General features: G+C 39.1%; 27 protein-coding genes and 1 other RNA gene. 7 read left to right on the top strand and 21 right to left on the bottom strand.

Features of this window, described 5'->3' with window-relative positions; all coding sequences use genetic code 11:
- The first annotated feature begins 71 nt into the window (after window positions 1-71).
- Window positions 72-521 carry a hypothetical protein gene (locus OZX68_01650; GenBank protein WEV60974.1) on the top strand — a complete coding sequence of 150 codons (450 nt, stop codon included), beginning with the start codon at window positions 72-74 and terminating at the stop codon, window positions 519-521.
- Window positions 522-553: 32 nt separating this feature from the next.
- Here the strand turns inward: OZX68_01650 and OZX68_01645 are convergent, their stop codons facing one another.
- Both OZX68_01645 and OZX68_01640 read right to left on the bottom strand, forming a co-directional pair.
- A complete protein-coding gene (locus OZX68_01645; GenBank protein WEV60973.1) occupies window positions 554-1,342 on the bottom strand; it encodes a TraX family protein in 789 nt (262 codons plus the stop codon).
- A gap of 127 nt (window positions 1,343-1,469) precedes the next feature.
- Window positions 1,470-2,030 carry a hypothetical protein gene (locus OZX68_01640; GenBank protein WEV60972.1) on the bottom strand — a complete coding sequence of 187 codons (561 nt, stop codon included), beginning with the start codon at window positions 2,028-2,030 and terminating at the stop codon, window positions 1,470-1,472.
- Window positions 2,031-2,253: 223 nt separating this feature from the next.
- Between OZX68_01640 and OZX68_01635 the strand changes: the two genes are divergently transcribed.
- On the top strand, window positions 2,254-2,880 hold the full coding sequence (locus tag OZX68_01635; protein ID WEV60971.1) for a copper homeostasis protein CutC: 627 nt from the start codon (window positions 2,254-2,256) through the stop codon (window positions 2,878-2,880).
- A 28-nt stretch (window positions 2,881-2,908) separates the two neighbouring features.
- On the opposite strand, the gene OZX68_01630 is transcribed toward OZX68_01635, so the two are convergent.
- The 4 genes from OZX68_01630 to OZX68_01615 all read right to left on the bottom strand — a co-directional run bounded on the left by OZX68_01630 (window position 2,909) and on the right by OZX68_01615 (window position 8,180).
- Window positions 2,909-3,928, bottom strand: coding sequence for an undecaprenyldiphospho-muramoylpentapeptide beta-N-acetylglucosaminyltransferase (locus OZX68_01630; protein WEV60970.1), 1,020 nt, complete (start codon window positions 3,926-3,928; stop codon window positions 2,909-2,911).
- Between the two features lie 122 nt (window positions 3,929-4,050).
- Window positions 4,051-5,859, bottom strand: a complete 1,809-nt coding sequence (locus tag OZX68_01625; protein WEV60969.1) for an ABC transporter ATP-binding protein — start codon at window positions 5,857-5,859, stop codon at window positions 4,051-4,053.
- Complete coding sequence (locus OZX68_01620) at window positions 5,859-7,565, bottom strand: ABC transporter ATP-binding protein (GenBank protein ID WEV60968.1); 1,707 nt, start codon at window positions 7,563-7,565, stop codon at window positions 5,859-5,861. The genes OZX68_01625 and OZX68_01620 overlap by 1 nt, the downstream gene beginning before the upstream one ends.
- Window positions 7,566-7,694: 129 nt before the next feature.
- Window positions 7,695-8,180: a MarR family transcriptional regulator gene (locus OZX68_01615; GenBank protein ID WEV60967.1), complete on the bottom strand. Its 486-nt coding sequence runs from the start codon at window positions 8,178-8,180 to the stop codon at window positions 7,695-7,697.
- A 129-nt stretch (window positions 8,181-8,309) separates the two neighbouring features.
- Between OZX68_01615 and OZX68_01610 the strand changes: the two genes are divergently transcribed.
- A complete protein-coding gene (locus OZX68_01610) occupies window positions 8,310-9,515 on the top strand; it encodes a cation diffusion facilitator family transporter (protein WEV60966.1) in 1,206 nt (401 codons plus the stop codon).
- 16 nt (window positions 9,516-9,531) lie between these two features.
- Here OZX68_01610 and OZX68_01605 read toward each other — a convergent pair whose 3' ends face one another.
- The 4 genes from OZX68_01605 to OZX68_01590 form a co-directional block, all read right to left on the bottom strand.
- The gene (locus tag OZX68_01605; GenBank protein WEV60965.1) at window positions 9,532-11,808 is read right to left on the bottom strand and encodes an AAA family ATPase; all 2,277 of its coding nucleotides are present in this window, start codon (window positions 11,806-11,808) and stop codon (window positions 9,532-9,534) included.
- Window positions 11,809-11,963: 155 nt separating this feature from the next.
- A complete protein-coding gene (gene nagA / locus OZX68_01600; protein WEV61353.1) occupies window positions 11,964-13,121 on the bottom strand; it encodes an N-acetylglucosamine-6-phosphate deacetylase in 1,158 nt (385 codons plus the stop codon).
- Between the two features lie 151 nt (window positions 13,122-13,272).
- Window positions 13,273-14,454 carry a toxic anion resistance protein gene (locus OZX68_01595; GenBank protein WEV60964.1) on the bottom strand — a complete coding sequence of 394 codons (1,182 nt, stop codon included), beginning with the start codon at window positions 14,452-14,454 and terminating at the stop codon, window positions 13,273-13,275.
- On the bottom strand, window positions 14,447-15,010 hold the full coding sequence (locus OZX68_01590) for a 5-bromo-4-chloroindolyl phosphate hydrolysis family protein (protein WEV60963.1): 564 nt from the start codon (window positions 15,008-15,010) through the stop codon (window positions 14,447-14,449). The genes OZX68_01595 and OZX68_01590 overlap by 8 nt, the downstream gene beginning before the upstream one ends.
- Before the next feature lie 148 nt (window positions 15,011-15,158).
- Between OZX68_01590 and OZX68_01585 the strand changes: the two genes are divergently transcribed.
- The 3 genes from OZX68_01585 (at window position 15,159) to rsmG (ending at window position 17,948) form a co-directional block, all read left to right on the top strand.
- Window positions 15,159-16,178: an NAD(P)H-dependent glycerol-3-phosphate dehydrogenase gene (locus OZX68_01585; protein ID WEV60962.1), complete on the top strand. Its 1,020-nt coding sequence runs from the start codon at window positions 15,159-15,161 to the stop codon at window positions 16,176-16,178.
- A 19-nt stretch (window positions 16,179-16,197) separates the two neighbouring features.
- Window positions 16,198-17,145 carry a UTP--glucose-1-phosphate uridylyltransferase GalU gene (gene galU / locus OZX68_01580; protein ID WEV60961.1) on the top strand — a complete coding sequence of 316 codons (948 nt, stop codon included), beginning with the start codon at window positions 16,198-16,200 and terminating at the stop codon, window positions 17,143-17,145.
- Window positions 17,146-17,234: 89 nt separating this feature from the next.
- Window positions 17,235-17,948, top strand: coding sequence for a 16S rRNA (guanine(527)-N(7))-methyltransferase RsmG (gene rsmG, locus OZX68_01575; GenBank protein WEV60960.1), 714 nt, complete (start codon window positions 17,235-17,237; stop codon window positions 17,946-17,948).
- Window positions 17,949-17,992: 44 nt separating this feature from the next.
- Here rsmG and OZX68_01570 read toward each other — a convergent pair whose 3' ends face one another.
- The 10 genes from OZX68_01570 to OZX68_01525 form a co-directional block, all read right to left on the bottom strand.
- Window positions 17,993-18,391: a lipopolysaccharide assembly protein LapA domain-containing protein gene (locus tag OZX68_01570; protein WEV60959.1), complete on the bottom strand. Its 399-nt coding sequence runs from the start codon at window positions 18,389-18,391 to the stop codon at window positions 17,993-17,995.
- Window positions 18,392-18,523: 132 nt separating this feature from the next.
- The gene (locus OZX68_01565) at window positions 18,524-19,045 is read right to left on the bottom strand and encodes a ComF family protein (protein ID WEV60958.1); all 522 of its coding nucleotides are present in this window, start codon (window positions 19,043-19,045) and stop codon (window positions 18,524-18,526) included.
- Between the two features lie 143 nt (window positions 19,046-19,188).
- The gene (locus tag OZX68_01560; GenBank protein WEV60957.1) at window positions 19,189-20,478 is read right to left on the bottom strand and encodes a DEAD/DEAH box helicase; all 1,290 of its coding nucleotides are present in this window, start codon (window positions 20,476-20,478) and stop codon (window positions 19,189-19,191) included.
- 100 nt (window positions 20,479-20,578) lie between these two features.
- Window positions 20,579-20,928, bottom strand: a transfer-messenger RNA (tmRNA) gene (ssrA, locus tag OZX68_01555).
- A gap of 25 nt (window positions 20,929-20,953) precedes the next feature.
- The gene (locus OZX68_01550; GenBank protein WEV60956.1) at window positions 20,954-21,580 is read right to left on the bottom strand and encodes a YigZ family protein; all 627 of its coding nucleotides are present in this window, start codon (window positions 21,578-21,580) and stop codon (window positions 20,954-20,956) included.
- A gap of 107 nt (window positions 21,581-21,687) precedes the next feature.
- Window positions 21,688-21,999 carry a DUF1827 family protein gene (locus tag OZX68_01545; protein ID WEV60955.1) on the bottom strand — a complete coding sequence of 104 codons (312 nt, stop codon included), beginning with the start codon at window positions 21,997-21,999 and terminating at the stop codon, window positions 21,688-21,690.
- Window positions 22,000-22,073: 74 nt separating this feature from the next.
- Entirely contained in the window at window positions 22,074-22,559 is a 486-nt protein-coding gene (locus OZX68_01540) for a peroxiredoxin (protein WEV61352.1), read from the bottom strand.
- Window positions 22,560-22,658: 99 nt separating this feature from the next.
- Entirely contained in the window at window positions 22,659-23,471 is an 813-nt protein-coding gene (locus tag OZX68_01535) for an amino acid ABC transporter substrate-binding protein (GenBank protein WEV60954.1), read from the bottom strand.
- A 2-nt stretch (window positions 23,472-23,473) separates the two neighbouring features.
- On the bottom strand, window positions 23,474-24,112 hold the full coding sequence (locus tag OZX68_01530; GenBank protein WEV60953.1) for an amino acid ABC transporter ATP-binding protein: 639 nt from the start codon (window positions 24,110-24,112) through the stop codon (window positions 23,474-23,476).
- A 23-nt stretch (window positions 24,113-24,135) separates the two neighbouring features.
- Entirely contained in the window at window positions 24,136-24,777 is a 642-nt protein-coding gene (locus tag OZX68_01525) for an amino acid ABC transporter permease (GenBank protein WEV60952.1), read from the bottom strand.
- Between the two features lie 122 nt (window positions 24,778-24,899).
- Here OZX68_01525 and OZX68_01520 point away from each other — a divergent pair, with 122 nt between their 5' ends.
- A complete protein-coding gene (locus OZX68_01520) occupies window positions 24,900-25,679 on the top strand; it encodes a peptidylprolyl isomerase (GenBank protein WEV60951.1) in 780 nt (259 codons plus the stop codon).
- A gap of 42 nt (window positions 25,680-25,721) precedes the next feature.
- Here the strand turns inward: OZX68_01520 and OZX68_01515 are convergent, their stop codons facing one another.
- Complete coding sequence (locus tag OZX68_01515; protein WEV60950.1) at window positions 25,722-26,597, bottom strand: RluA family pseudouridine synthase; 876 nt, start codon at window positions 26,595-26,597, stop codon at window positions 25,722-25,724.
- Window positions 26,598-26,637: the final 40 nt, after the last annotated feature.

The following is a 26,637-nucleotide window of genomic DNA, read 5'->3' as shown; positions in this document are numbered from 1 at the left end:
TTTTGCCTATTGTCTCTTAACAGCCAATAATTTACAATGAAGGAAAAATTATTAACTACTAGGAGATTATAATGAATCTTAAAAAAACACTGCCCCTTCTTGCTATAAGCCTACTTGTTTCTGGAAGCTTGCTTGCTTGCTCTTCTAAGGAGGCCTCAAAGGATAAGACTACTTCTTCAACAAGCCTTAGTGACTCATCAAAGGATGAGGCAAAAAAAGGAAATTTTACAGCCATTCTTGATGAAGACGTAAGCCAGCTTGATGATGCAGATAAGTCTTATCGCTTTTCTCTAAAAAACATTGAGGCGACAAGTGATCCCAATGATTTAAAAGGCATCTTAGAGGCCAATGGTCTAGTCTTAAATCTTAGCAAGGATCAGCTACCAAAAGACTTTAAGGCCAGCGATTACAAGGCAGGCGACAAGGTAGCCTTCACCCTATCAGGGCACCCTGCCATGACAAATTCACTACCTCCGCAAGTCGTAGGTGATGTTGTTTCAAATATTAAAAAAGTAAATTAAAAAAACACCCTATCTGAAGATAGGGTATTTTTTTACATGAAGTAATTTGCATATAGGTATGACAAGATATAAAGGATATAAATGTGAGCAGGATAGAAAATATAGAAGAAATATTTTGAACCGCCACCTTTTTGACCATTATAAAGGGCAATGGGAATGATTGAAAATACAAGCATCCACTGGAAGTTGCTGGTAAAGAGGTTAGTAAAGTTACCTGATGATGCAGATAAAATTCCAGCCAGAATAATTAGGAGATACTGAACCCATCTTTTATCGCGGAAGATATAAAATCCAAGGCCTAAGAGGGCTGAAATAACTCCACCTTCAAGGGTGATAAAGTTTGGTACAAAAATCATGAAGTAGGCACCAACTATTGGTAACACTCCCATCAAGACCATTCCGATAACTGTTGCAAGAAGGGGTAGACCAACTAAAATGGCAGCCTTTAGATATTTTTTCTCCCTGATGCGGTCATAGGCCAGCATGAAAATTGCTGAAATAAACATGGTCATAAACACATTGTTGATTAGAACCACACCAAAATCCATCATAGGGAAAAGCCTTGAAATCAAGATATTTAAGATATTCATTGAAAGGGCTCCAATGAATAGGCGTTTAAGGTATTTTCCCTTATCCCTAGTATAGTGGAATCCTTCTGACAGGGTAAAGAGGAAGATTGGTAGCACCAAGCGGCCAATCATTGAAAAGTAGGTTGGGACACCAGCATATTCAAACATCTGATGAATATGGTCAATCACCATTAGAACAACACCAAAGAGCTTGAGCTCATTTCCGGTGATTCCTTTTTTTATTATATTCATAAATTTCTCCAATCTTTAATTATTGCTTCTAGCACATTATATCTAATTTATTGACCCCTGAGCTAACAATTTGATCAAAAAAACTGACAAATTTGTAAGATACAAAATCATCAGTTTTATTTAAATATTATTTTTTGCTAAGACTTTCAGCCTTCTTAAAGACTGGGATATCAAATATTTTACTTAATGGTCGTGCAATATAGTAGGCTATATTGTAGTCAACTAGGCTGTGAACAAAACCTCCAAGGGCCATAATTGTAAGCAGGTAGCCTAAGTTTTGTGGTTTCGCCCCCATACCTGAGAAAAAGAAGACCGCTACAACTGCCATTTCAACTATTGTATGAATGAGAGCAATGACAACATTATAAAGCTGGAACTTCTTATTGCTTAAAACAATATCTGGCCTCTTTTGCAGGTAAATTGCTCCCAACCAGGCAAATAGTAAATGTGATAAGGCTCTTAGGGCAATAATAATTGGCGTTGTAATGAAGAAACCAAAGGCCGTACCAAGAGCTACTAAAACTGCTACACCAGGTGAGAAAAACATGGCCATAAAGAGGGGAACATGGCTAGCTAGGGTGAATGAAGCTGGTCCAATGACAATTTTTGGCATGACCATTGGAATGGCAATCCCCATGGCAATTAAAATTGCCACTACAGTAAGTTCCTTGATTGAATTTTTTTTCATATTCTTCCTTGTTCTAATAATTATAGTTGTGATATTTTTAATTAATTTTAACTTTTTCTGAGCCCTTCGTCAATATAACCTCCTCATCAACTAATAAGCTATTGGGCTGATTGCTAGAAAGCTATTTTATAGGTATGGGTAAGCATCCAAGACCACAAGCTTTCTTTTACAAGTAAGGGCATTTATTGTATCATTAAATCAAATAAAACAATTGGAGACTTATATGTTAATCAAGGAATTTTGTGCTGAAAACTTCACCCTTATCCCCAAGGCCCTAAAAGCTGGTGCCAATCGAGTTGAGCTTTGCGATAATCTAGCAGTCGGTGGGACCACTCCAAGCTACGGGGTAATCAAGGAAGCATCCCTTTATACCAAGGACGACAACATTCCTCTTGCAGTCATGATTCGCCCGCGTGGTGGGGACTTTGTCTACAATAGCATCGAGGTTAAAATTATGGAAGAGGATATCTTGAGGGCCACAGAAGCTGGTGCCACAGCTCTTGTCCTAGGTGCCCTAACTTCTGAAAATACAATTGATGAAGAAGTCATGGAACGCCTTTTAATCGCAAGTCTAGGTCTTCCCATAACCTTTCATATGGCCTTTGATGAAATTTCTGACTGGCAGGCTGCCATGGACTACCTAATCGACCAGGGTGTTGAAAAAATCCTGACCCACGGAAATAGCCTAGATCAAGTTCTAAATATCGATAAAATCAAGGAAATGGTCGCCTATGCTGCTGGTCGTATTGACATTATGATTGGAGGCGGCGTAACCTATGAGAATGCTCAAGACCTAGCTGATCTTACTGGTGTCAAGTATGTTCATGGAACAAAAATTGTTGATATTTAAAAAAACCTGGTTTGCAGGTTTTTTCTTTTTAGTAAAGGGTATTTAAAAGTTGATAGAAGTCAGTAGTTGAAATAATTTCATTAGACTGCTCCATCTTATCAATATAGCTATCCTGATTACTTTCAAGGTCACTTAGCTTTTCTCTTAACTTATCATAGGTCAAATCCTCATCTTGGATTACCTGAGAGTAGCCCATCTCTTCAAAGTAGCGGGCATTTTGAATCTGGTCTCCTCTACTTCCAGCAGCTGATAAGGGAACTAGAATATTTGGTTTTTTACAGTAGAGAATCTCAAAGATAGAGTTTGATCCAGCCCGAGCCACAACAAGGTCTGAACTTTTAATAATCCCAAGCATGCCTCCACTTATAAACTCAAAGGGATAGTAACCAGGAACTTCCTCATAGGAATTACCACTTCCTGTTTGATGGATAACATTGTATTTTTTAAGCAAATCATCTAAGTTATTTCTGACCAAATCATTAATACTTTTAGCCCCAAGACTTCCACCCCAGAAAAGAATGGTCTTCTTATTCTTATCAAATGACTCAGGTAGCTCAAAATTAGAAGTAGCTTGATCATCAATGACTGCTCCAACCTGCCTGTGACCTGGAATCTTAAAGGTAGTCAAAACTTCCTTGGCAAATTTAGAAGAAATCTTATTGGCAAGACCCATGGTCTTATCGGATTCATGGATAATGACCGGAACCCCATTCATCTTAGCTCCAATTACAACTGGTACTGAAACAAAGCCACCCTTTGAAAAAATAAAATCAGGCCTTGCTTTTTTAATAATCTTTCGAGCTTGAAAAATTCCCGCCATAATTTTAAAAATATCGGTAAAATTTTGCCAAGAAAAATATCGCCTTAATTTTCCAGTTGAAATGGCCTGGTAGTCAACCTGGGGATATTTTTTCAACATCTCCCGCTCAATACCTTCCTTGGAACCAATATAAACTTGCTCCCAGCCATCTTTTCCAAAAAGTTCAATCAAGTGGAGGTTGAGGCTCACATGACCTGCCGATCCCCCACCCGTATATAATATCTTCATTGTTAAATTCCTCTATTTTTTAGTCTTCCCCTCAATTATACAATTTTAAGGGCCAAAAAGCATCCTTTCAAATCACAAACAAAAAAACTAAACCCCTTATTTATAAGGAGTTTAGTCTTTTTTTATTCAAAGACAAATTGATTGTGGTAAAGCTCAGAGTAGAATCCACCAAGTTTAAGGAGTTCCTTGTGGCTTCCTTCCTCGATTACTTGTCCGTCTCTGAGGACTACAATTTTATCCGCATTTAATATTGTCTTAAGTCTGTGGGCAATTACAAAGCTTGTCCGTCCAGCAATGGCTGCTTCCATGGCCATTTGAATTTTGCTTTCAGTAACTGTATCGACATTACTTGTTGCCTCATCAAGGATTAAAAGCTCAGGATTTGTAAGAATAGTTCTTGCAATAGAAATCAACTGCTTTTGTCCTGTTGAGAAGACATTTTCATCATCATCAACATGAGTATTATAGGCTTCTGGAAGACTCATAATGAAGTCATGGATGTGGGTTGTTTTAGCAGCTGTGATGATTTCTTCCTCACTGGCATTAGGTTTCCCAAAGCGAATGTTATCAGCGATGGTTCCACTAAAGAGGACAGATTCTTGTAGCACAATACCAACATTTGACCTTAAACTATCAAGATCCATCTCACGAATGTCAGTGTTGTCAATCTTGATTGATCCAGAATCGACATCATAAAAACGATTCATCAGGTTCATAATGGTAGTCTTACCTGATCCTGTCGGTCCAACCAAGGCCACCATTTGACCCTTATCAACTTCGATTGATACATCTTTTAAGACTGGTTTTCCTGGAACATATGAGAAATCGATATCACTAATAGAAACTGCTGACTCAAGTTTTTCAAACTTAAGACCTTGGTCAGGACGAATTTCTTCAGGTTCTTCAAACATCTCATTTAGACGGTGGGCACCGGTTATAGCCATTTGAAGCTCGGTAAAGCTACTTGAAATCTGCATGATTGGCTGGTAGTACTGTTGTGAATATTGAACAAACATAACTACAAGACCAAGAGCTGCTGCCCTTGACATTGAGCTATCATTTAAGGCTAAGTATGACCCACCAAAGATTACAAGGGCTGTATTAATCAAGCTAATCCCGTTCATTGTTGGGAAAAGCATGCCCCCAAAGACACGTGCCTTAAAGGTTGCTGCCTTAACTTTTTCATTTTGTTTGACGAAGCCTTTAATGGCATCTTCTTGCAAACCTTCAACAATAATCGCCTTTTGCCCTGAAATCTTCTCATCCATATAAGCATTTAATTTACCAACCTCATCTTGTTGGATGTCAGTATATTTTTTAGCCTGACGAACAATGACAATAGCCACAATTAAGGCAACTGGAGTTGATGCAATAGTAAGCCAAGCCATATTAACATTTTGCCTAAACATCATGATAAGTAGGCCGATAAATAAGGCAGAGTTTGTCGCCACCTGAGTTAGCGACTGGTTAAATGAGTTTTGAATATTATCAAGGTCACTTGTAAATCGACTTAGAATGTCTCCATCTTGATGGCGGTCGAAAAATGAAATTGTAAGACGTTCAAGTTTTCCAAATAAGCCCTTACGCATCTCATTAGTAGAGTAACTTACCACCCTAGTAAAGAGGATTGAGTAGATAAGGGTTGCAACTGTTGTGAAAACATAGGTTAGAAGAAGTTTCCACATAATATTATAAAAAGGTTGCTTGCTTGGGCTAACAAATGCTGCTCCTGTTGCCTGGGCAAGACCCTTGGCCTTCATATAATCACCAAGCCACTCACCAAGGCTAGTTAGGGCATCTCCTAAGAAGACTGGAGCCTTAACCTGCAAGTAAGTTGCAGTGATGATAGCCAGGAAGATGATAAAAAATGAAAACTTATATTTTTTAAAATATTGATAGAAAAATTTAGCTGCCTGCTTGTATTCACCCATTATTCATCACTTCCTTTCTGTGTATCATAAATTTCACGGTAAACGGCATTTGTCTCAAGAAGCTCCTTGTGGCTTCCTTGACCAATTAATTTTCCTTCGTCAAGAACCAAAATCTTATCAGCTTTTACCACACTTGATATTTTTTGGGCAACAATAACTGTTGTGGTTCCTTTTAAATCCTTATTAAGAGCCTCTTGCACAAGTTTTTCACTCTTGGCATCAAGGGCACTTGTTGAATCATCAAGCACTAAAACCTTAGGATTTTTAATAACCCCGCGGGCAATACTCATCCTTTGCTTCTGTCCTCCTGAGAAGTTGGCTGAACGCTCTTCTACCTCTGACTCATAAGCATCTGGCATTTTTTCAATAAATTCCTTGGCTTGGGCAATTCTACTGGCCTTTTCCATTTCAGCATTACTTGCATCTTCCTTACCTTGCTTAAGGTTATCGGCAATGCTTCCGCTAAAAAGAATGGCTTTTTGAAGGACGATTGAGATATTTTTCTTGATGGTTGCACGGCTTAAGTCTTTTAAGTCCTCACCACCAATTTTAACCTCACCCTTACTTGGGTCAAATAATCTTGGGATTAACTGGGCTAGGGTAGTTTTCCCTGAACCTGTTGCCCCAACGACCCCAACAGTTTGGCCTGGATTAATCTTAAAGCTTACATCTTTAAGGGTTGGGCTATCATCATTTGGATAGGTGAATGAAACATGGTCAAATTCAATTGAACCTTCTAAGTCCTCAGCAGGACCATCCTTAAAGTACATTTCTGGCTCGGTTTTTAAAATTTCATTAATCCGACGAATTGAGATGAAGGCACGGCTTGCCATCATTGACATCATTCCACCCATAATAATTGCAAACATGATTTGACTCATGTAGGTCATGAAACTTGCAACTGACCCCAAGGCCTCTGGTTTTTCAGTAAGAAATCCTGATACCAGGTAAATAGCTGCAAAAATTGTCAGCTGGCTGACAAGGGTAAAGGCTGGAATCATGGTTGAAAAAAGATTACCAACTGCTAGGTTATGCCCTAAGAGCTCATCACTTGTTTCGTCAAATTCCTTAATTTGAGCTTTTTCTTGGACAAAACTCTTAACAACACGAGCACCACGAAGGTTTTCCTTGGCAATGGTATTGCTTCTATCAAGTAATTTTTGGAAGGCACCAAAGTGAGGCCCCATCTTGCCCATGGCAAGACCTGTGATGGCAACAATAAGAACAACCAGTAAAATAATTAACCACCACAACTCAGGAAGGGTATTAATGGCAAGGACGAAAGATCCGATAAAGAGTAAAGGTACCCTTAAAAGAACCTGGAAGAGCATCATAACCAAGTTTTGGACCTGGTTGACGTCATTTGTCATCCTTACTACTAGATTTCCGGCATTGAATTTTTCAATATTTGAATATGAAAAAGTTTGGATTTTACGGAAGCTTGCCTCCCTGATATCTGCTGATACCCCTTGGGCAATCTTGGCTGCTAAGACTGTATTAATAAGTCCCGCTAGTAACCCAACAACGGCTATTCCGATCAGCCAGACCCCGATACTTAATATTTTATCCTTGTCATCATTTAAGACTGCTGCAAGCACATCTTTCAAGTACTGCGGTTGCAGTAAGCTTGATGCTACAACAAATCCAATCATCACAAGAGATGTTAGTGCATACCACTTATATTTTTTAATAAATTGGAAAAGCATTTTCTCCTCTTTCTACTTTCTTATTTTTAATCGACGCAACTTTAAGAGTCCTTAAACTACAAATAGACTTTAAACCAGTAAGAACATTTTACTCATTTGAAAGGTAATTGTCATTTATTAAGTCACCTTTTAAAGGTCACTTATACAATTTTTAGACACCTTGCTTGGAGACTTTAGTGAGTTGTCAAGTTTGGTCAAGAGCCGAAGTAAATGACCCTGCTCTTCTACAGTCAAAGAAGCAAATATCTCCTCCGTCACCTTATCCACATGTCTCTTGCGTTCCTTGACATCCTGCCTGCCCTTAGGAGTTAGATAAACACGGCTTATTCTCTTGTCATCTTCATCAACTAGTCTGTAGATTAAATCTTCCTGTTCAAGTTGTTTGACCATGGCAGTAACACTTGATGGCTTTATGCTAAAGGTATCAGCAATTTCAGAGTTGGTAAGGCCATCACCCATTTTTTCCAGGTAGAGAAGAAGTCCTCTTGAACCCCGGTGACTTCCGTCCTTCTTTACCCTCCTCTTATCAGTCACCCCTTGAACGGCCATCATCAAATCTGGCTTATGGACAATCTGCATAAACAGACCCAGGAGATTCCTACTTATTTCAGACATCCTTCCTCCCTTCTAAGATAATTAGTTTTTTATTTTTTAGACTAACAAATTATCTTACTTTTAGATGTATCTGTCAAGACTTTTGCATCACTTATTACAGACCAATTTTTTTATGGTACAATACTCTTTATGAGTAATTCAAGAGTTAAAGAGCTAAAACTAGCTGAGCGTGGTGCCTTAATCAGTATCATCGCCTATGTCGTCCTATCAATCATCAAGATTGCTGTCGCAAATCTTACTAATTCAGAAAGTTTGAGGGCTGATGGATTTAATAACATCACCGACATCTTGGGAAATATAGCCGTCCTTGCAGGTATCCGTATGGCAAGGCGTCCCGCTGATAGTGACCATGCTTATGGTCACTGGAAGGTTGAAAGTGTTGCAAGCCTGATTACAAGTTTTATCATGTTCGCCGTAGGTTTTGTCGTCCTTCGCCAAACCATCGTTGACATGATAGCCAATCAAAAAACTGAAATTGACCCTGTTGGTGCTATCGTTGGTATTTTTTCAGCCATTATCATGTACGTCATCTATATTTACAATAAGAGGCTGGCTGATAATGTTAAATCACCTGGTCTTATGGCTGCCGCTAAGGATAATCTTAGTGATGCTGTGACCTCAATTGCAACCTCGATTGCCATCGTCGCAGCTTCATTTAATCTGACCGTTATTGACCGCTTGATGGCCATTATCATTACCATCTTTATCTTTAAAACAGCCTATGATATTTTCTCTGAAAGTGCCTTTAGCCTGTCTGATGGATTTGATGAGCAAAAGATTGATGACTACAAAGAGGCCATCATGACCATTAAGGACGTTGAAGAGGTTAAAAATATCAGGGGGCGTACTTACGGCAGTAATATTTTCCTTGATGTGGTAGTTGATATGAGCCCTGACATGTCAGTCTATGAGAGTCATTTGGCAACTGAGGAAATCGAGAATCTCCTCAGGCAAAAATTTGATATTTTTGATGTCGACGTCCATGTGGAACCCACTTATTTAGCTGATGAGGAGAGGGATAGCTACATTGCCCTTGACCTTCTTAAGCTTGAAGAGGAGGTCCTAAATGGTACAAATCTTAATAACCTTCTTGATAGCAATTTCAAGGAAATTACAAGTGAGGGACTTATTCTTAACAGGCAGGAAAAACTTGGGCAAAGATTCCAGGAAAAACTTGGGCTGGCCCACTTCCAACCAAGTAGAATCAGTAAAAAAACCTTTGTCCTTGATTATGAATACTTTATCGGTGAAGATGTATTCCTAGTAACCAGCATGTGGCGAAGAAATAAAAATTGGCACTGTATTCACAGGCAGATAACAAAAAAAGAATCCTAAAGGGATTCTTTTTTGTTTATTCCACTAATTCTGCCTCAGCTTGTGCTGGCTTAGAATTTTTAGGGGTAGCTTTCTTCTTGCGGCCACGCTTCTTTCTGATAACAATCTTATCATCCTTATTTAAATCAGCAACCAGCCTATTATTATCTGGATTTTCCAGGTAAAAGTCAGCTATCCCATCTTCAATATTATCTTGGATGGTCCTACGAAGGGGCCTTGCTCCCATGGCTGGATCATAGCCCAAATCAACCAATTTTTCCTTGGCTTTTTCAGTAACATCAAGATGGATATCATTTTTAGCAAGTTGGCCATTGACTCCAGCAAGCATTAGATCAACAATCTTAAGCAAGTTTTCCTTGTCCAAAGGCTTAAATTCAATAATCCCATCAAAACGATTCATGAACTCAGGGCTAAAGAAATCACCCAGTTGGCCTAGAACAGAGTTTGTCCGCCCTTCATGGGCTGCTCCAAAACCTACACTAGCCTCAACCTTACCACTTCCAGCATTACTGGTCATGATAATAATTGCATCCTTGAAGCTGATTGTTCGACCCTGAGCATCTGTCAGGCGTCCATCATCTAGTACCTGAAGGAACATGTGCATCACATCAGGATGGGCCTTTTCAATCTCATCCAAAAGGATAAGCGAATAAGGGTTGCGGCGAACCTTCTCTGACAGCTGACCGGCTTCTTCATAGCCGACATAGCCTGGAGGAGCCCCAATCAGCTTGGCAACACTATGTTTTTCCATGTATTCACTCATGTCAAAGCGAATCATACTCTCTTCTGAGCCAAACAGCTCTTTGGCAAGTTGCTTGGCAAGCTCTGTTTTTCCAACTCCAGTAGGACCTACAAACATGAATGACCCAATAGGACGATTGTCCTTACCAAGACCAATTCGATTACGGCGAATGGCCTTTGAAATCTTATCGACAGCATCATCTTGACCAATTACATGAGCCTTCAAGTCACTGGCTAGATTGATGAGCTGGCCTTGCTCCTTCTCCTTGATATTTCCAACGGGAATATTGGTTTTTTGCTCGATAATAGCCTCAATATCCTTTTCAGAAATTAATGGAGTGTCAACCTTCTCACCACTTTCTTCCCTCAAGAGCTTAAGTTTAGAAATTTGATCCCTAAAGAAGGCAGCCTTTTCAAAGTCCTCAAGTATCATGGCCTCATTCTTCTGGTCCTCTGCTTGATCAATCTTTCTGGTTAAATCTTCAGGGTCTAGGAAACGAAGGGTTAGGTTTTTCTTAGAACCAGCTTCATCAAGCAGGTCGATTGCCTTATCGGGTAAAAATCTGTCCTGAATATAGCGGTTAGACAGTTGGACTGCCTGGATTATGGCCTCATCGGTATATTTAACGTGATGATAGTCCTCATACCTCTTTTGAATACCCTTTAGAATAGTAATGGTCTCATCAACACTTGGTTCATCAACCTTTACAGGTTGCATCCTTCGCTCAAGGGCTGCATCTTTTTCGATAATTCTGTATTCATTTAGGGTTGTGGCCCCAACCATCTGAACCTCGCCTCTGGCAAGGGCAGGTTTTAGGATATTTCCAGCATCCATACTTCCATCACCAGTACTTCCAGCTCCCACAATTTCATGAATTTCATCAATGAAGAGAATGACATCATCTCGCTCCCTTATTTCTTCAAGAAGCTTCTGCATCCTTTCCTCAAATTGGCCGCGGACACCTGTACCTTGGACAAGACTTACCACATCAAGCCTGATAACCTCCTTACCCAGAAGTTTTTGAGGGACATCCTCATCGATAATTTTTTGGGCCAAGCCTTCAACCACTGCTGTTTTACCAACTCCTGGTTCACCAATTAAAACTGGGTTATTTTTTGTTCGCCTGTTTAAAATCTCGATGACCCGGGTAATTTCTTGGTCTCGTCCAATAACTGGATCAATCTTCCCCTGGCGGGCAAGGTCAGTAATATTAATCCCAAACTCATCTAAAAGAGATGGCTTAGAACTTTTAGGCTTCCTTGGTCCCTTGCCACCACCCTGACCACCAGTTTGAGTTTTAGGTGGTTGATTGTAGCCCATCTGGAACTCTCGGTTGAGGGTACCAAATAAGTCTTCAAAGGGATTATACTGGCGATTGTTATCATTATTATTAGTAGTAGAATTTTGTGGGCCATCAAATAGATTGGTCCGGCCACCAACCTTTAATTCCTGATAGCATTTTTGACAGAGATCTGTTTGGTGTTTTTTTCCATCTGCTGTCGTGTAGAGATGGATCGTAGCTTCATTTTTTTTACAATTTTGACAAAGCATATTAATCTCCTTTTATAAGTAAAAATTTATATTTATTTAAAGTTTGACCTTTTTTGACCTTTAATCAATTATACCAATTAAAGTTATTTTAGCAAATATTTTAACTTTTAAACATTATTAACTTCTTTTATCAAAAAAAGAAAGATAGGGTAAATCTATCTTTCATAGCGGCAAAGGCCATCAACCCAAGTTGATACCAAGTTCATCTTGTCATCAAGGACAATAAAGTCAGCGTCTCGGCCTTCTTTTAGTCGGCCACATTTATCATCGATTTTTGAAGATAGGGCTGGGATAAGAGTAGCCATTCGTACAGCCTCCTCAGGACTTGCAAGACCCCAGTCTACTACGTTTTTGAGGGCGTCTTTAAGCTGTAAGATACTTCCTGCCAGATTGCCACCATCCTTCAGGCGGGCAACTCCCTCCTGAACGACAACATCAAATTCGCCTAGCTTGTAGTCGCCATCAGCTTGACCTCCTGCACTCATGCAGTCTGTTATAAGAGCTACATGCTCATGCCCCTTTTGCTCCATTAAAATATGGCAGGCCTTAGGGTGAACGTGGTGGCCGTCACAAATCAGCTCGGCATAAGTATGAGGAAGTTCAAACATGGAACCTACCATTCCAAGCTCCCTGTGATTTAGCCCCCTCATGGCATTATAGGCATGGACCCACACGCTAGCTCCAGCTTCAACAGCCTGACTGGCATCTTCTAGGGTAGCATTAGAGTGACCCAAGGCCACAACCACGCCTTCACTCGTAACCTGATTAATGAACTCCTCAACACCTCTTCTTTCAGGTGCAAGAGCTATCTTTTTGATAATCCCCCCAGAGGCCTCCTGCCATAGCTTAAATTCTTCTATAGAGGGGTCTGAAAAATAAGTGGGATTTTGTGCACCCTTGTACTCTTCGGTAAAATAAGGACCTTCAAAATAGATTCCTTGAATTTTTGCCCCTTGAGCCCTTTTGTAATTTTTTCCAAGATTTTCTGATACTTCCTTCAAAAGATCATGGTCACCAGTCAGGGTGGTAGCAAGAAAACTGGTCACCCCTGTTTCAAGAAGCCCTAGACTCATATCAGCTAAAACACCCTCAATATCATTATCCATGATATCAACTCCAGCAAAGCCATGTATATGGGTATCAACTAAACCAGGACTAATAGCGTAGCCACTATAGTCAATTATTTCAGCTGTGCTGTCCTCAGGAATGCTTGCTAGGTACCTACCGAATTTTCCACCTTTAAGCTCAAGGTAGCCAGGCCCCTTAAGCTCATAAGGATAAAAGAATTTATCTGCTTTTATATATTTCATAATCTCCCCTTAACTGTTTGAGTTTCACTCTCTATTTTACTCCTTTAAAAACTCCTGTCAATTGGTATATACCTATTTTAGAGGTTAAGAAAAAGTACCTGCTTTCAAGGTACTTTTCAGAAATTTTCTATGGGCTTATTACTAGACACTTCACTTATTTTCCACTAACTTCAAGGAGTTTAACCTTGATGTCTTCTTCCATTTTAGCAAGTTCAAGCTCTGACTCACGACGCTTACGACTACCTTCAGACTGAATTCTTAAGGTTTCTTGAATGGTGTAGATTAAATCATCCTGTGTCTTCTTGAGGGTCTCAATATCGACTACACCACGCTCATTTTCCCTAGCTGCTTCGAGGGCAGAGGTTTTAAGCATTTCACTATTTTTAGCCATCAAATCATTGGTTGTCTCAGAAACTATCCTTTGGCTGGTTAGGGCATCCTTTTGTTTTAGGAGGGTTAGGGCTATAGCAACTTGATTTTTCCAAAGGGGAATGGCTGTATTTATTGATGTCTGAATTTTTTCAGCCAGCTCCTGGTTGGTATTTTGAATCAAGCGAATTTGTGGGGCCTGCTGGATGGTTATCTGCCTAACTAGACGCAGGTCATAGGTTCTCTTATCCAAACGATTCCTATAAGCTTCAAGGTCGCTAATTTTTTGAATGGCTAGAGCATCTTCTGTAGATTCCTGAGCCTTAAGCCTTGCCTGAGGAATGGTCTTCTCATCAAGCTCCATCATCTTAAGTTCAGCTCCTGCAATGTAGACATTTAGGGCCTTAAAATAATTTAGATTTTCATCATAAAGGCCTTCTAATACCTTGTTATCAGCCAATAAAACTGCCTGCTCATAATCAAGTTTCCCAGCAATCTTATCAATCCCAGCTCCAATTTTTTGGTATTTCTGAGTAATCTCAAAGACAGATTTTTTAACCTTGCCAAACATCTTACTAAAGAAGCCCTTATCTTCAGCCACTAGGTCATTGGTATCTGCTTCCTTCAAGCGAAACATTAGATCAGTAAGACTTGATCCCACCTCACCCAAGTCCTGGGCCTGGACCTTATCTAGTACTGATTGGGAAAAATCGCCAATTTTTTTCTGGGCATTAGTACCATATTGGATGACTGACTGGGAGTCATTTTCATCCAGACCTTCAACCAATTTTTTAGCCTGCTCAATCTCATCTGGGCTCAAGGTTGATAAGGTGGTTGATTTTATCTGCTCTTGCCTAGCAATTTCATCCTTGACTGCCATGGCATCAATATTTTCAAGGCTATTTGAGTCCTCAAAATTCTTAAGTTCATCTTCCTTCATCAAATCATCTAATATTGGATTATTCATGGATTTCCTCCTCTCTTAGGGAATATTTTATGTCATCAACATCATCAATCAAACTTGCCTGGTAATTTTTAGATATTTTCTCAGAAAGCTTCATTATGTAATGAAGCCTTTCAGCAAGCTCAAGCTTAACCTCTTGACTTACGGGCTTAACGGCTGATAACTGCCGGTATTTTTTAACCAAGGTGGTCATATTTGGTAAATCCCTGTAGAGGAAAGTATCCTCCTTGGTCATCATGGCAGGTTCTTCAACAATGGCTTGGAAGGTTTTTTTGCTGGCAAAAAGACCCTGGGTTTCCTCTTCAATAATTACTAGTTTTTCATCGCGTGAGATTTCTTCCTCCCAATATTTTATATGGTCACGAGCTTCCTTCATGGTCTCCCGGAAGATACTAATATCCTTGTCATCCAGTCCCTTTTCCCGGTAGTGCTCCACCTTATTATTATTTTTCTTGCCTTTAACTTTAGTCTTTTCCTTATTTTTACTAGTTGCCTTATCTGAAGACAAATTCTTAATTATTAGATATACAAGTACTAAAATTATTACTGTTTTCCACATAATCTGCACTCTCCTTTTGAAGATATTCTACCACATTTTCCATCTTTACATATACAGCTAGGGGCTGATTTTCTGCTGATTTCCTATAGATACTTACAAAAATCACAAGAATATGCTAAAATATGTTTATCGTATAGGAGGATTTTTTTTGAATAAACAAAAAATTGCAGTCCTTGGTGCAGGTAGCTGGGGGACGGCACTTGCTCAAGTTTTAAATGATAATGGACACCAGGTAAGACTGTGGAGTAATAAGATCGAACAGATTAGGGAATTCAATGAAGAACATACAAATTCCTTCTTTTTTGGCGACCAGAAGTTCTCTGAGGACATTGTGGCCTATGCTGACCTTTCAGAAGCCCTTAAGGATGTTGACGCCATCTTACTTGTTGTACCAACCAAGGTTATCAGGCTAGTTGCAAAGCAAGTGGCCCAGGTCCTTGACCATAAGGTAAATATCATGCATGCTTCAAAGGGGCTCGAGCAAGGTAGTCACTTGCGTATATCGCAGATTCTTGAAGAAGAAATTCCTAGCAATCTGCGGGGTGAAATCATCGTCATTTCAGGGCCCAGCCATGCTGAGGAGGTTGCCGTTCGCGATTTGACCCTGATTACCAGTGCTTCAAAATCAGAGGAAGATGCCCACTATGCCCAAAAGATTTTCAGTAATCGCTACTTCCGCCTCTATACCAATGTAGATGTTATAGGAGTTGAGACCGCTGGAGCCTTAAAAAATATCATCGCCGTTGGTGCAGGAGTCCTTCATGGTTTGGGCTATGGTGACAACGCTAAGGCTGCCATTATTACCCGCGGACTTGCTGAAATAACTCGCTTGGGAGTGGCTCTTGGAGCCAATCCTCTGACCTATATTGGTCTGTCAGGTGTTGGTGACTTGGTAGTTACTGCAACCAGCCAGCACAGTAGAAACTGGCGGGCAGGAGATGCCATTGGGCGAGGGGAAAAACTTTCAGATATCGAAAAAAACATGGGCATGGTGATTGAAGGCGTTGCAACTGCAAGGGCTGCTTATGAGCTATCCCAAGATCTCAATATTGAAATGCCCATAACTGAAACCATTTACCGAGTGCTCTATGAGGATGCCAACCTATCTGAGGAGATTGTTGCTGTCATGGAACGTGAATTTAAGGCTGAAAACGAATATAATATTTAAAAATTAGGAGAATTTTACTGTGAAAAGAGTCTATCAAGAAAAAAAAGTTAGAAAAGCTGTTATCCCTGCTGCAGGACTTGGAACCCGCTTCTTACCAGCAACTAAAGCTATTGCCAAGGAAATGCTTCCCATTGTTGACAAACCAACCATTCAATTTATCGTTGAAGAAGCTTTGGCAAGTGGGATTGAAGATATCCTAATCGTAACAGGTAAGGCTAAGCGTCCAATAGAAGACCACTTTGATTCAAATATTGAACTTGAGATGACCCTTAAGGAAAAAGGCAAGGATGACCTTTTAAAATTAGTTGAAGAAACAACTGACATTAACCTTCACTTTATCCGCCAAAGTCACCCTAAAGGACTTGGACATGCTGTTTTACAGGCAAGGGCCTTTATTGGGGATGAGCCATTTGTTGTTATGCTTGGTGACGACTTGATGGAAGATAAGGTTCCCCTAACCCAGCAGCTAATCAATGACTACAACAAGGTTCATGCTTCAACAATCGCTGTTATGGAAGTTCCTAAAAAAGATGTTGACAAATACGGGGTTATCGCTCCTGAAGGTCAGGTCGAAAAAGATCTTTACAATGTAGCGAATTTTGTTGAAAAACCACCAGTTGATGAGGCTCCAAGTAATCTTGCCATTATTGGGCGTTACCTATTAACACCTGAAATCTTTAATATTTTAGAAAATCAAGAGCCAGGTGCTGGAGGAGAAATCCAACTTACAGATGCCATTGAATCTCTCAATAAAATTCAAAGAGTTTTTGCTCATAAATTTACGGGTAAACGTTATGATGTTGGTGACAAACTTGGTTTTGTTGAAACAACAATCGAGCACGGCCTAAGACATCCTCAAATCAAAGATGGACTTAGAGAGTACATTATTGAGCTTGGTCTTAAACTTGAGGAAGAAAACATCAAAAAAGCTGACCGCACTCAAGCTAAAGAAAACAAGGAAAAATAGGGACAAATTGTCCCTTTTTTCTCTTTTTCCATTATTTTTTCAAAAAAAATGCTATCATTTATTTAAAGATAGAAATAGGATGAGGTTAAATGAATACAGAAGAATTTTATAAGGAACTAGAAAAATTTGAACTTGTACTTGACGACAGGCAAAAGGAGCAATTTGAAGCTTACTTTACTCTCCTGGTTGAATGGAATGAAAAGATAAATCTTACGGCAATCACTGAGAAAAAGGAGGTCTATCTCAAACATTTTTACGATTCGATTGCTCCCATTTTATATGGACTTATTCCAAATGAAGAGGTCAAACTTTTAGATATTGGAGCTGGAGCAGGATTTCCAAGTATTCCCATGAAGATTATCTTCCCCCATATCAAGGTCACAATTATTGACTCCCTTAATAAGCGAATCAACTTTTTAAGGCTCTTGGGCGGAGAACTTGGTATTTCAGATCTTGAGCTCTTACATGGTCGAGCTGAAGACTTTGGCCAGGATAAGGAATTTAGAGGGAGCTTTGATTTTGTGACAGCACGTGCCGTGGCCCGTCTTAATGTCCTAAATGAGATTACCATTCCCTTCCTGAAAAAAAATGGAATTCTCTTATCACTTAAGGCAAGCCAGATGAAGGATGAGGTTAGTGAAGCCAAGCATTCTCTGTCAGTCCTTGGGGCAAAGCTTATCAAGGAAGTTGATTACAAGCTACCTAACGGTGATGAGAGGCACATTCTTGTAATAGAAAAAACCAAGGATACTCCCAATAAGTATCCCCGTAAAGCTGGTACACCCAATAAAAAACCCCTTTAAAGCAACAAAAAAGAATCCCCCATTCGGAAGGATTCTTTTTATTTTTATTTGTCTTCAGGCTGATTAGTTTCATCACCAGCACCATTAACATCATTCTTAACTTCCTTGGCCTTATCTGCCACTTGGCTAGCTGCCTCAGCTTCTTTTTTAGCAGTTTTGTCATTTTGAAGTTGAGTTTGAATATCATCTAACTCCTTGCGTGTTTCTTGTTCCAAGTTGACTACCAAATGGTCAAAATCGCTCTTTTCAAAGACCCATCCGACAAAAACTCCTATAGCTAACATAGCTAAAATCAAGATAATCAGTGGTAACTTAATTGCAAAAAACAAAAGAGAAACTTCAACAGATTTCCAGTTTTGTAAAGCAAATACCGCAACAAGTACAACAATAATTAGTGCAACTACCCTCTTAAAGGTAAAAAATGATTTAGCGTCTTTCATCATACTTCCTCCAATCCTTATTTTCCACCATTCTACAAAAAAAAGGTGAGTAAGTCAAAAAAATAAGTTATTAAAAAAATACTAACATGGCTACCTAATTAGTCAAAAGCTTAAAATTATACCTTTAGGGACTGATTATCTAGCAATTGATAGACTTTTGATCTCAAATTTTCCTAAGCCATTTAAAAGCTCCATGAGGTGAGTGATGGTTCGACCACTGGTATAAATATCATCAAAGATTAAAATTTTCTTGGGGCAGTCAAGACCTTCCTCTAAAGAGAATGGATTTTCAGCCAACAAGCGTTCCTTACGATTTCTTAATTTTTGCGAATCAGATTCATCCTTTTTAAATAGATTAAGGTAGGGAATACGAGCTGCTTCAAGAATGGAAGTTACCTGACAAAAACCTCTCTCCTCAAGCCTTTTACTACTAACTGGAACGGGAACGACTGTGTAACCCTTATAGTTTGTAAGGGCCCTTTTAAGACTATTAGCAAAAACCAATCTCAGGCGGTAATCTCCTTGGAGCTTATAGGCCACAAAGAAGTCTCTCATAGCCTGATTGTACCTATAAAGTGCCTCATGCTGGACCAGAATCCCACTACTAGTAGCCCAGTAGCTACAATCCCTACAGATATCTTCTGAAGACTCCTTCATACAAGTAGGACAGGTTGGTCCTTTAATCTCCTCAAACTTATCCAGGCACTGGTGGCATATTTCTGCGGTTTTATTTCTTAAGAACAAGAGATCCAAAAAACCCACTGAATCTTTCACTAAACTTGAGCATAAAAGACAGATCATCAAAAACCTCCCAACTTATTCATCAGCTTAATTTCCTTAATGGCCTTGTTCATCGCCTGACTCTTACCATCATGAAAAAAATAAATCAAGCCATCAGGCCTCTCCATACTCCTTCCGACCCTTCCTCCAATTTGGACTAAGGAACTTGAGTTAAAGAGCCTGTGATTGGCTTGTAGAATGAAGACATCAACCCTTGGAAAAGTCACGCCCCGCTCAAGAATTGTAGTTGTCACCAAAATATCAAGTTGACCCTCCCTAAATTTTTCCACCTGCTCCTTTCTATCCTCACTTAAACTTGAAACAAAAGCAATTCTCTCCTGCCTTAGAATATCTTTTAAGGCAGCAGTAAATTTTTGGCCGAAGCCTATAACCGGAACAAATATTAATAAAGGATATCCCGTTGCCCTTTGTCTCCTTAAGTAGCTGATTAATTTTTTAGGTAGTTTTCTTAGATCCCAGGGAATATGACACCAAATATTTTGAGGAATAACCAGAGGCTTCCCGTGAAATCTCCTGGCCAAGGTAGCTTTCTTTAAGTGACCTGATTTGACCTTTTGGTCTAAATTATTGGTGGCAGTAGCTGTTAAATAAATAAGACAGCTACATTTCCTTCTGGCTTTTTCTGCAGCCTGGTATAAGAGCTCATTATCCTTAAAGGGAAAGGCATCAACCTCATCAATAATTAGTAGGTCAAAAGCCTCCTTAAAGCGTAAGAGTTGATGGGTCGTTAAAATCGTAAGCTGGCTTCTAAAGTACTTATCCCCATCCGCATGCAAAAGACAAATATCCAGGCTAAAATCCTTGACCAGCCTTTTATAAAGCTCCAAGCAAACATCAACCCGAGGGGAAGCAAAACCTACGCTCCCACCTTCATTAATAATCTTAGCCACTACCTGATAGGTCATCTCAGTCTTTCCAGCACCTGTTACCGCATGAACCCAAATTTCTTCCTTATCCTTCAAGGCCTGTAAGAGCTCCTCTGATATCTTATTCTGGAGGTCTGTTAGCTGTCCCGACCAGCTTAAGACACTCTCGTCTCTTTTGGGAAAATCAACTTGTTTTAAGTGGTAAAGACTTTCATCTGATCTGACTCGGCCAAGTTTTAGACAGCTGGGACAAAAGTAGGCTCCAATTGGAAGTCTGACCTCCTCCTTCAAATGCTTACTAATACATCTATTACAAAGGATATACCTTCCCTCTTCAATCATCGATTTTACCTGGCAGTCTTCTTCTGGCAAGTAATCAAGTTCACTTTTACTTACAATCCGTCCATATAATAGTTCATCCATATTTATATATACGCAAATTTAAGCTTATTTTCTCATAAAATAAATGAATTTTTTTCATCAAAAAATCAGACCCTCCAAGATAGGAGAATCTGATTTTCATTAATGGAGCCGGTGGGAGTCGAACCCACGTCCGAATATCTTGCTACACAAAGTTCTACAACCATAGGCTATGCATTAATTTGATTAAATCCACAGACATAGCTCAACTGGGAATTTAACGAGTCTATAATCTTCTCCTTAAAGGGCTAGACAACCTTCAAGTGTATCCCACTAATTTTGAGGACTAAAATTCACCATGGGCGAATGAAAGCTAGTCCACGTGTGCTGGTTTTTAGGCAGCTACAGCGTATGAATTACTATTTTTAGCAATTAATTTAAGTTTGCAGGTTAAGGTTTGCCACCTAGTTGCCCTTCATGCTCAATAATACCCGTCGAATCCGTAACGACCCCAGATAAGACAAGTCTAATTATACCATCAAAGCGTAACTTCCACAAATCTTTTATCAAGCTTTTGTGTATTTACCCGCCCACTAAAGGCATTCTCAATTTCTAAAAGCTCCTGATCAACTGCGTCCAAATCAACAAAAATTGAACCCTTGACCTCTGTTGTAAACTCGGGACTAGCAAATTCAAGGCCTCTTTCGCCCAAAAAACGATTGAAGCTATCATATAGGGCATAGTCAAGGACAATAGCAACTTCCTGCTGCTCAATTTTTTTAACCAAATCAACACCGTCTAAAGCATGAGCCACAGCACCCCCGTAAGCCCTAATCAGTCCACCTGCACCAAGTTTTGTACCTCCAAAATATCTGGTTACAACAGCTACAACATTTACTATTCCACGCTTCTTTAAAATTTCAAGCATGGGAATTCCTGCTGTACCAGTCGGCTCCCCGTCATCGCTTGACCTTTGAATCTCCTGCTTGTCGCCCAGGGTAAAGGCTGACACATTGTGTGTGGCCTTGTAGTGTTCCTTTTTTACACTTTGAATAAATTCTCTTGCCTCATCTTCGGTGTAAACTCTCTTTAGTTGGCAAATAAAACGAGATTTCTTTATCTCTTCCTCAAAAATTACATAATCATCTTTAATCGTTATAGTCATGCTTAAATTTTATCAAAATTTAGATACTTTGAGAAGGAAATAGAAAAATCCCTAAAATTAAGGATTTTTTATCACTTAGTTTCTGGGATTTTGACCTGATTAAAAATTCAGCTATCCTTCTTGATGATGGGTATTGATATCTCAATTAGGTTAGGTTCTCTAATTGTAACAATATTTTCCTTGTCAATTATATCTCGATTAATTCTTTTTTTAATAAAAAATTCCTTAATCTGCTTCTTCTCGTCCTGACGGATAGCTCGATACTTATTGGAAACAATAATTTCATAGTGGCTTGGAGCTTGTGTATAAACAACATCTGTATTCCCTGCAGAATAAACTTCTACAAGTTCGGCATCAGTATTTCGCAACTGCTCTCTGACCAAACCACGATGATTATTAGTTACATTAATTATCTTCATATGGTCTCCTCCAATCCCTTCCACCTACATTATATCACTAGACTTTTAAATATTAAAATAATAAACTAGAAGGTCTACGATAATTTTTCAATGGCCTCAGTTAATTTGTCATAGCTTGGTTCATCAGTCATTTCTGAAAGAATCTCATTGTAGACAATCTGACCTTTATCAACTAAGTAGACACTACGTGCTAGAAGACCATTTTCTTCCATCAAAAGCCCGTAAGCTCTTCCAAAGTCACCCTTTTCATCAGACAAGACTTCCATGTCAATTCCTTCAGCTGCACACCAATTTTTTTGCTCTTCACGAGTATTGTTTGAAATAGATAAAAATTCTATCCTATCATTTTGAGCAGCCTCTTGATTGAAGTGTCTGGTCTGGAAGGCACAGACACGGGTGTTAATATTTGGAAAAATGCTTAAGACAACAGGCTTATCAAAATCTGACAGACTAACTTCTTGGCCCTTTTGATCAGGTAAAGTAAAATCAGGAGCCTTACCTTCTGTAATTGGATTGATTCTTGCTGCTTCTTCACCGTGGCGTGTAATTATTTTCATTATCTTTATCTCCTCCTCTTTTATAGATTTATTATACATGAATGGAGCATAAATATCCGAATCGAGGATTTTAAATTAAAAAAAAGACCCGAAGGTCTTTCATTATTTAGGGTAAACATCCTTACCAAACCACTTGTCAGAGATTTTTTGGAAGTCCCCTGACTCGTGAAGTTCCTTGATGGCAGTATTAATCTTTTCAACCAAGGTTTTATCTGCTTTGCGGGCACCTACAGCAAAGTTTTCTGAGCTATAGTCAGTTTTAATAATGTTGTAGTCAGCAATTTCATTGTTCTTATTGAGATAGTATTCTGCATAAACGTCGTCAATTAACAGACCATCAATTCGACCACTCTTAAGGTCAAGAAGGGCCTCATTAAAGCCTTCATAAAGGGTTGCATCATTATCTTTAACCAGGTCTTTTAAAACCTCTGGATTGTTGGTAAAGGCATCATAACCACTTGAGCCTTCTTGGGCACCAAGGATTTTACCTTCCATTTGGCTAACCTTACTAATATTTGATGATTTTTTAGTTACAAGAACCTGATCATTTTCCATGTAAGGCTTAGTAAAAAGAACCTGCTTTTCCCTTTGTGGGGTCACTGAGTAACCATTCCAAATCAAATCAATATTTCCATTGTTAAGCTCAGTTTCCTTCATTGACCATTCAATGGGTTGCATCTTTACCTTAATCCCGTATTTTTCAAAGACAGCACTGGCAAGGTCAATATCAAAACCAACATTGTTACCTGACTCATCCTTGAAGCCCATAGGAACAAAGGTATTATCAAAACCTATAACTACTTCCTTTTTATCTTCAATTTTCTTCCAGTCATCATTTGAAGATTCCTTCTTACCACAAGCACCAAGGGTTAAAAACACTAGTAAAACAGATAGTACACCTAAAACTTTTTTCATACTTAATCCTCCTTTGAATTAACAGCTAAAATTGTATCAGCGATTGTTTCTGCAAACTTCATATCATGGGTCACAACGATTTGTGTTATCCCAGCCCTCTTATTTTCAAGAATTAAATCAGCGACCTGATCCCTTAGGCCTGGATCTAGGGCACTAGTTGGCTCATCATAGCCAATAATTTTAGGATCAATCATCATAGCTCGAGCCAAGGCCACCCTCTGCTTTTGCCCTCCTGATAATTGTGAGGGATAAGAATTTTCTTGCTCCCCTATTCCTAAATTATTTAAAAATCCTTGAGCCTTATGGATAGCATCCTCCTTACTCATCCCCATGGTCTGGGTTGGACTTAAGATTAGGTTATCTAAAACCGTCATATTAGGAAAGAGTTGAAAATCTTGAAAGACAAAACCTAAAATATTTCCCCTAACATAGCCATCTTCATGGGAAATAACCTGACCATTATAGATAATTTCTCCACTATCAATACTTTCAAGACCTGCAAGCATCCTAAGAAGGGTTGTTTTTCCACCTCCACTTGGACCTACAATTGTTAAAAGCTCCTTATCAGCCACCACAAGGTTAAAATTATCAAAGATAACTTTATCACCAAATTTTTTACATATATTCTTTAACTCTAGCATCTACCAGTCTCCCTTCAACCAACTCAACCATGACGATTAATATCTTTTTCAATCTTATTAGCTAACAGGGTCAAAAGACCAATTATTAGTAAATAAATCAAAGAGACAGTCATCATAGGAACAAGGGATACATCCCGGCTCATAGCAATTCTTCCAGCCCTTAAAAGATCACCCAGACCTACTACATAGACCAAAGATGAATCCTTGACCAGATTGATTACCTCATTAAAGACACTGGGTAAAACAACTCGCACAACTTGTGGAATTACAACAAAGCGGGCTGTCTGCCATTTAGACAATTGAAGCACCTTAGAGGCCTCGATTTGGCCCTTGGGTATAGACTGCAAGCCTCCCCTAAAGATTTCCGCAAAATAGGCTGTATAGTTAAGAACAAAGGCCAAAAGTGCCGCTGGCATCCGGTCAAGAGTTATCCCAACCATGGGTAGGGCATAAAAGATGATGATTAATTGAACAAGTAAAGGTGTCCCCCTCATCAACCAAACATAGAGATTAACCAGCAAGCGAACTGGGAAAAATTTAACCCTTAATAAAAAAGCGACTACCATACCAAGCGGTATTGATAGGGCTAAAGTAATGGCAAAGACTTCTAATGTTATCTTTAAACCTGATAATAATTGTGGCAGTATTTCTAATATATACTCCATCTGTCACCCCTTAAAATGTAGTTCTATAATTATACAAATATTTAGATATTTTTGCAAGGTATTTTACCAAGGGAGCCTAGGAATTCCTTTATTTATAAATCTGAATTTGTTATAATACTATCATGAAAAAAAATGATAAAAATAAAAATATAGGTCTAATTGCTGGTGGGCTTATTCTCATCTTCCTTGTAGCCGTTCTTGTTTTCTTTGCCAATAAAGATAATAGTAAGTCAAGTGCAGCTAAAAATGAAAGTCTAAATGAGTTAAACCTGCCCCAATTATCGACTGCAGTCGCTGATGATGAAGCTGAAGTTAAAATGGTCACTGAAGCTGGTGATATTACCATCAAGCTTTTTCCCAAATATGCTCCCCTAGCTTCACAAAATTTCCTTACCCATGCCAAAGATGGATATTATAATAACCTAGAATTCTTTAGGGTGGTTAAAGATTTCATGATTCAAAGTGGAGATCCAGAAAATTCAGGACGTGGAGGCCAATCTATCTGGAAGGACAAGGATAAAAATATTGATTCTGGCCAAGGTTTTAAAAATGAAATTTCACAAAATCTCTACCACATAAGAGGGGCTCTTTCAATGGCAAATGCTGGTGCTAATACCAATGGAAGTCAGTTCTTCATCGTCCAAAATCCTGTTGATAGTAGTGCTGGTTTAAATACAGGGAAGTATCCAAGTAAGATAATCGACTCTTATAAGACTGGTGGAGTTCCAAGCCTTGATGGTAATTATACAGTCTTTGGTCAAGTTATTTCTGGCATGGATGTTGTTGACAAGATTGCCTCAGGTGAGGTAGCTACAAATGATTCTGGTGAGAAATCAAAACCTCTCAACCCAGTAAAAATCAAAAGTATCGAAATCATTAAAGATTATGATTTTAGCAAGTAAGACCTACCAACAAAAAACAGCTACCTTCTGGTAGCTATTTTTTTATAGCAAATTCCTCATGTCTGAAGGAAGGTCACTATTTAAGGTAATTAGCTCCTGGCTAATCGGATGAATAAACTCAAGCTTGTGGCAGTGAAGGGCCTGCCTGCTTATTCTAGCTAAAGACCCGCCATATAAGTCATCCCCCAAAAGAGGAGCCTTAAGATGGGAAAAATGAACCCTAATTTGATGGGTCCTTCCCGTATGAAGCTTGATATCTAAAAGAGAGATATCATCTGCTGACTTAACAAGCCTGTAGGAGGTATGAGCCTCCTTGCCCCCCTTGGCCACACATCTTTTAATGATACTGCCATCTTCTCTAGCAATTGGGGCTATAATTTCGCCTGCTGCTTCAAGTTCATCAGATTTTTCAACTAGGGCAAAATATCTTTTTTCAATCCTTTTTTCCTGGAGCATTTTGTCCATGAGGGCATGGGCAAAACCATGCTTGGCAAAAAGCATCAAGCCCGATGTATTCCTATCAAGTCTTGTTACCAGATGAACCTTCTTGTTTTCATAGTCCTGCCTTATCAAATAATCTTGGATAAAATTTGAGATTGTATGCTTGGGGTGAACTGAGCTTGTTACACTAGCATAGCCTGCAGGCTTATTAATAACAATAAAGTGATCATCTTCAAAAACAATGTCAAGGGGATAGTAACTTGGTTCAAGCCTATCAGATACACCTTCTGCTGGCAAATAAACCTCAATCACGTCTCCCTTACTGGCAAACTTGGTTACAATTTCCTCTTGGCCATTTAAAAGAATCAAGCCTCCCCTAAATTTTATCTTGGTCAGAAGCCTCCTTGAAATCCCCTGCTTGGCGAGGACTGTTTTAATTTTAATTCGGTCATCTTCAACCCTATACTCAAAGTTCATATCTACCACTTCTACTTTTACTTCTAGCTTTAGCTTTAGC

The sequence above is a fragment of the Streptococcaceae bacterium ESL0729 genome, assembly GCA_029391995.1.
GTDB lineage: Bacteria > Bacillota > Bacilli > Lactobacillales > Streptococcaceae > Floricoccus.
The sequence above is the reverse complement of the archived record's forward strand: the minus strand, read 5'-3'. Positions and strand labels throughout refer to the sequence as shown.

Coding starts and splice junctions, on each gene's coding strand:
- OZX68_01610 (WEV60966.1), top strand. CDS start 8,310: ATGAGTAATTCAAGAGTTAAAGAGCTAAAACTAGCTGAGCGTGGTGCC.
- OZX68_01620 (WEV60968.1), bottom strand. CDS start 7,565: ATGCTTTTCCAATTTATTAAAAAATATAAGTGGTATGCACTAACATCT.
- OZX68_01615 (WEV60967.1), bottom strand. CDS start 8,180: ATGTCTGAAATAAGTAGGAATCTCCTGGGTCTGTTTATGCAGATTGTC.
- OZX68_01640 (WEV60972.1), bottom strand. CDS start 2,030: ATGAAAAAAAATTCAATCAAGGAACTTACTGTAGTGGCAATTTTAATT.
- OZX68_01590 (WEV60963.1), bottom strand. CDS start 15,010: ATGTGGAAAACAGTAATAATTTTAGTACTTGTATATCTAATAATTAAG.
- OZX68_01645 (WEV60973.1), bottom strand. CDS start 1,342: ATGAATATAATAAAAAAAGGAATCACCGGAAATGAGCTCAAGCTCTTT.
- OZX68_01625 (WEV60969.1), bottom strand. CDS start 5,859: ATGGGTGAATACAAGCAGGCAGCTAAATTTTTCTATCAATATTTTAAA.
- OZX68_01595 (WEV60964.1), bottom strand. CDS start 14,454: ATGAATAATCCAATATTAGATGATTTGATGAAGGAAGATGAACTTAAG.
- OZX68_01535 (WEV60954.1), bottom strand. CDS start 23,471: ATGAAAAAAGTTTTAGGTGTACTATCTGTTTTACTAGTGTTTTTAACC.
- OZX68_01515 (WEV60950.1), bottom strand. CDS start 26,597: ATGAACTTTGAGTATAGGGTTGAAGATGACCGAATTAAAATTAAAACA.
- OZX68_01530 (WEV60953.1), bottom strand. CDS start 24,112: ATGCTAGAGTTAAAGAATATATGTAAAAAATTTGGTGATAAAGTTATC.
- OZX68_01520 (WEV60951.1), top strand. CDS start 24,900: ATGAAAAAAAATGATAAAAATAAAAATATAGGTCTAATTGCTGGTGGG.
- OZX68_01560 (WEV60957.1), bottom strand. CDS start 20,478: ATGGATGAACTATTATATGGACGGATTGTAAGTAAAAGTGAACTTGAT.
- OZX68_01635 (WEV60971.1), top strand. CDS start 2,254: ATGTTAATCAAGGAATTTTGTGCTGAAAACTTCACCCTTATCCCCAAG.
- OZX68_01570 (WEV60959.1), bottom strand. CDS start 18,391: ATGATGAAAGACGCTAAATCATTTTTTACCTTTAAGAGGGTAGTTGCA.
- rsmG (WEV60960.1), top strand. CDS start 17,235: ATGAATACAGAAGAATTTTATAAGGAACTAGAAAAATTTGAACTTGTA.
- OZX68_01630 (WEV60970.1), bottom strand. CDS start 3,928: ATGAAGATATTATATACGGGTGGGGGATCGGCAGGTCATGTGAGCCTC.
- OZX68_01525 (WEV60952.1), bottom strand. CDS start 24,777: ATGGAGTATATATTAGAAATACTGCCACAATTATTATCAGGTTTAAAG.
- OZX68_01545 (WEV60955.1), bottom strand. CDS start 21,999: ATGAAGATAATTAATGTAACTAATAATCATCGTGGTTTGGTCAGAGAG.
- OZX68_01605 (WEV60965.1), bottom strand. CDS start 11,808: ATGCTTTGTCAAAATTGTAAAAAAAATGAAGCTACGATCCATCTCTAC.
- OZX68_01650 (WEV60974.1), top strand. CDS start 72: ATGAATCTTAAAAAAACACTGCCCCTTCTTGCTATAAGCCTACTTGTT.
- OZX68_01565 (WEV60958.1), bottom strand. CDS start 19,045: ATGAAGGAGTCTTCAGAAGATATCTGTAGGGATTGTAGCTACTGGGCT.
- OZX68_01550 (WEV60956.1), bottom strand. CDS start 21,580: ATGACTATAACGATTAAAGATGATTATGTAATTTTTGAGGAAGAGATA.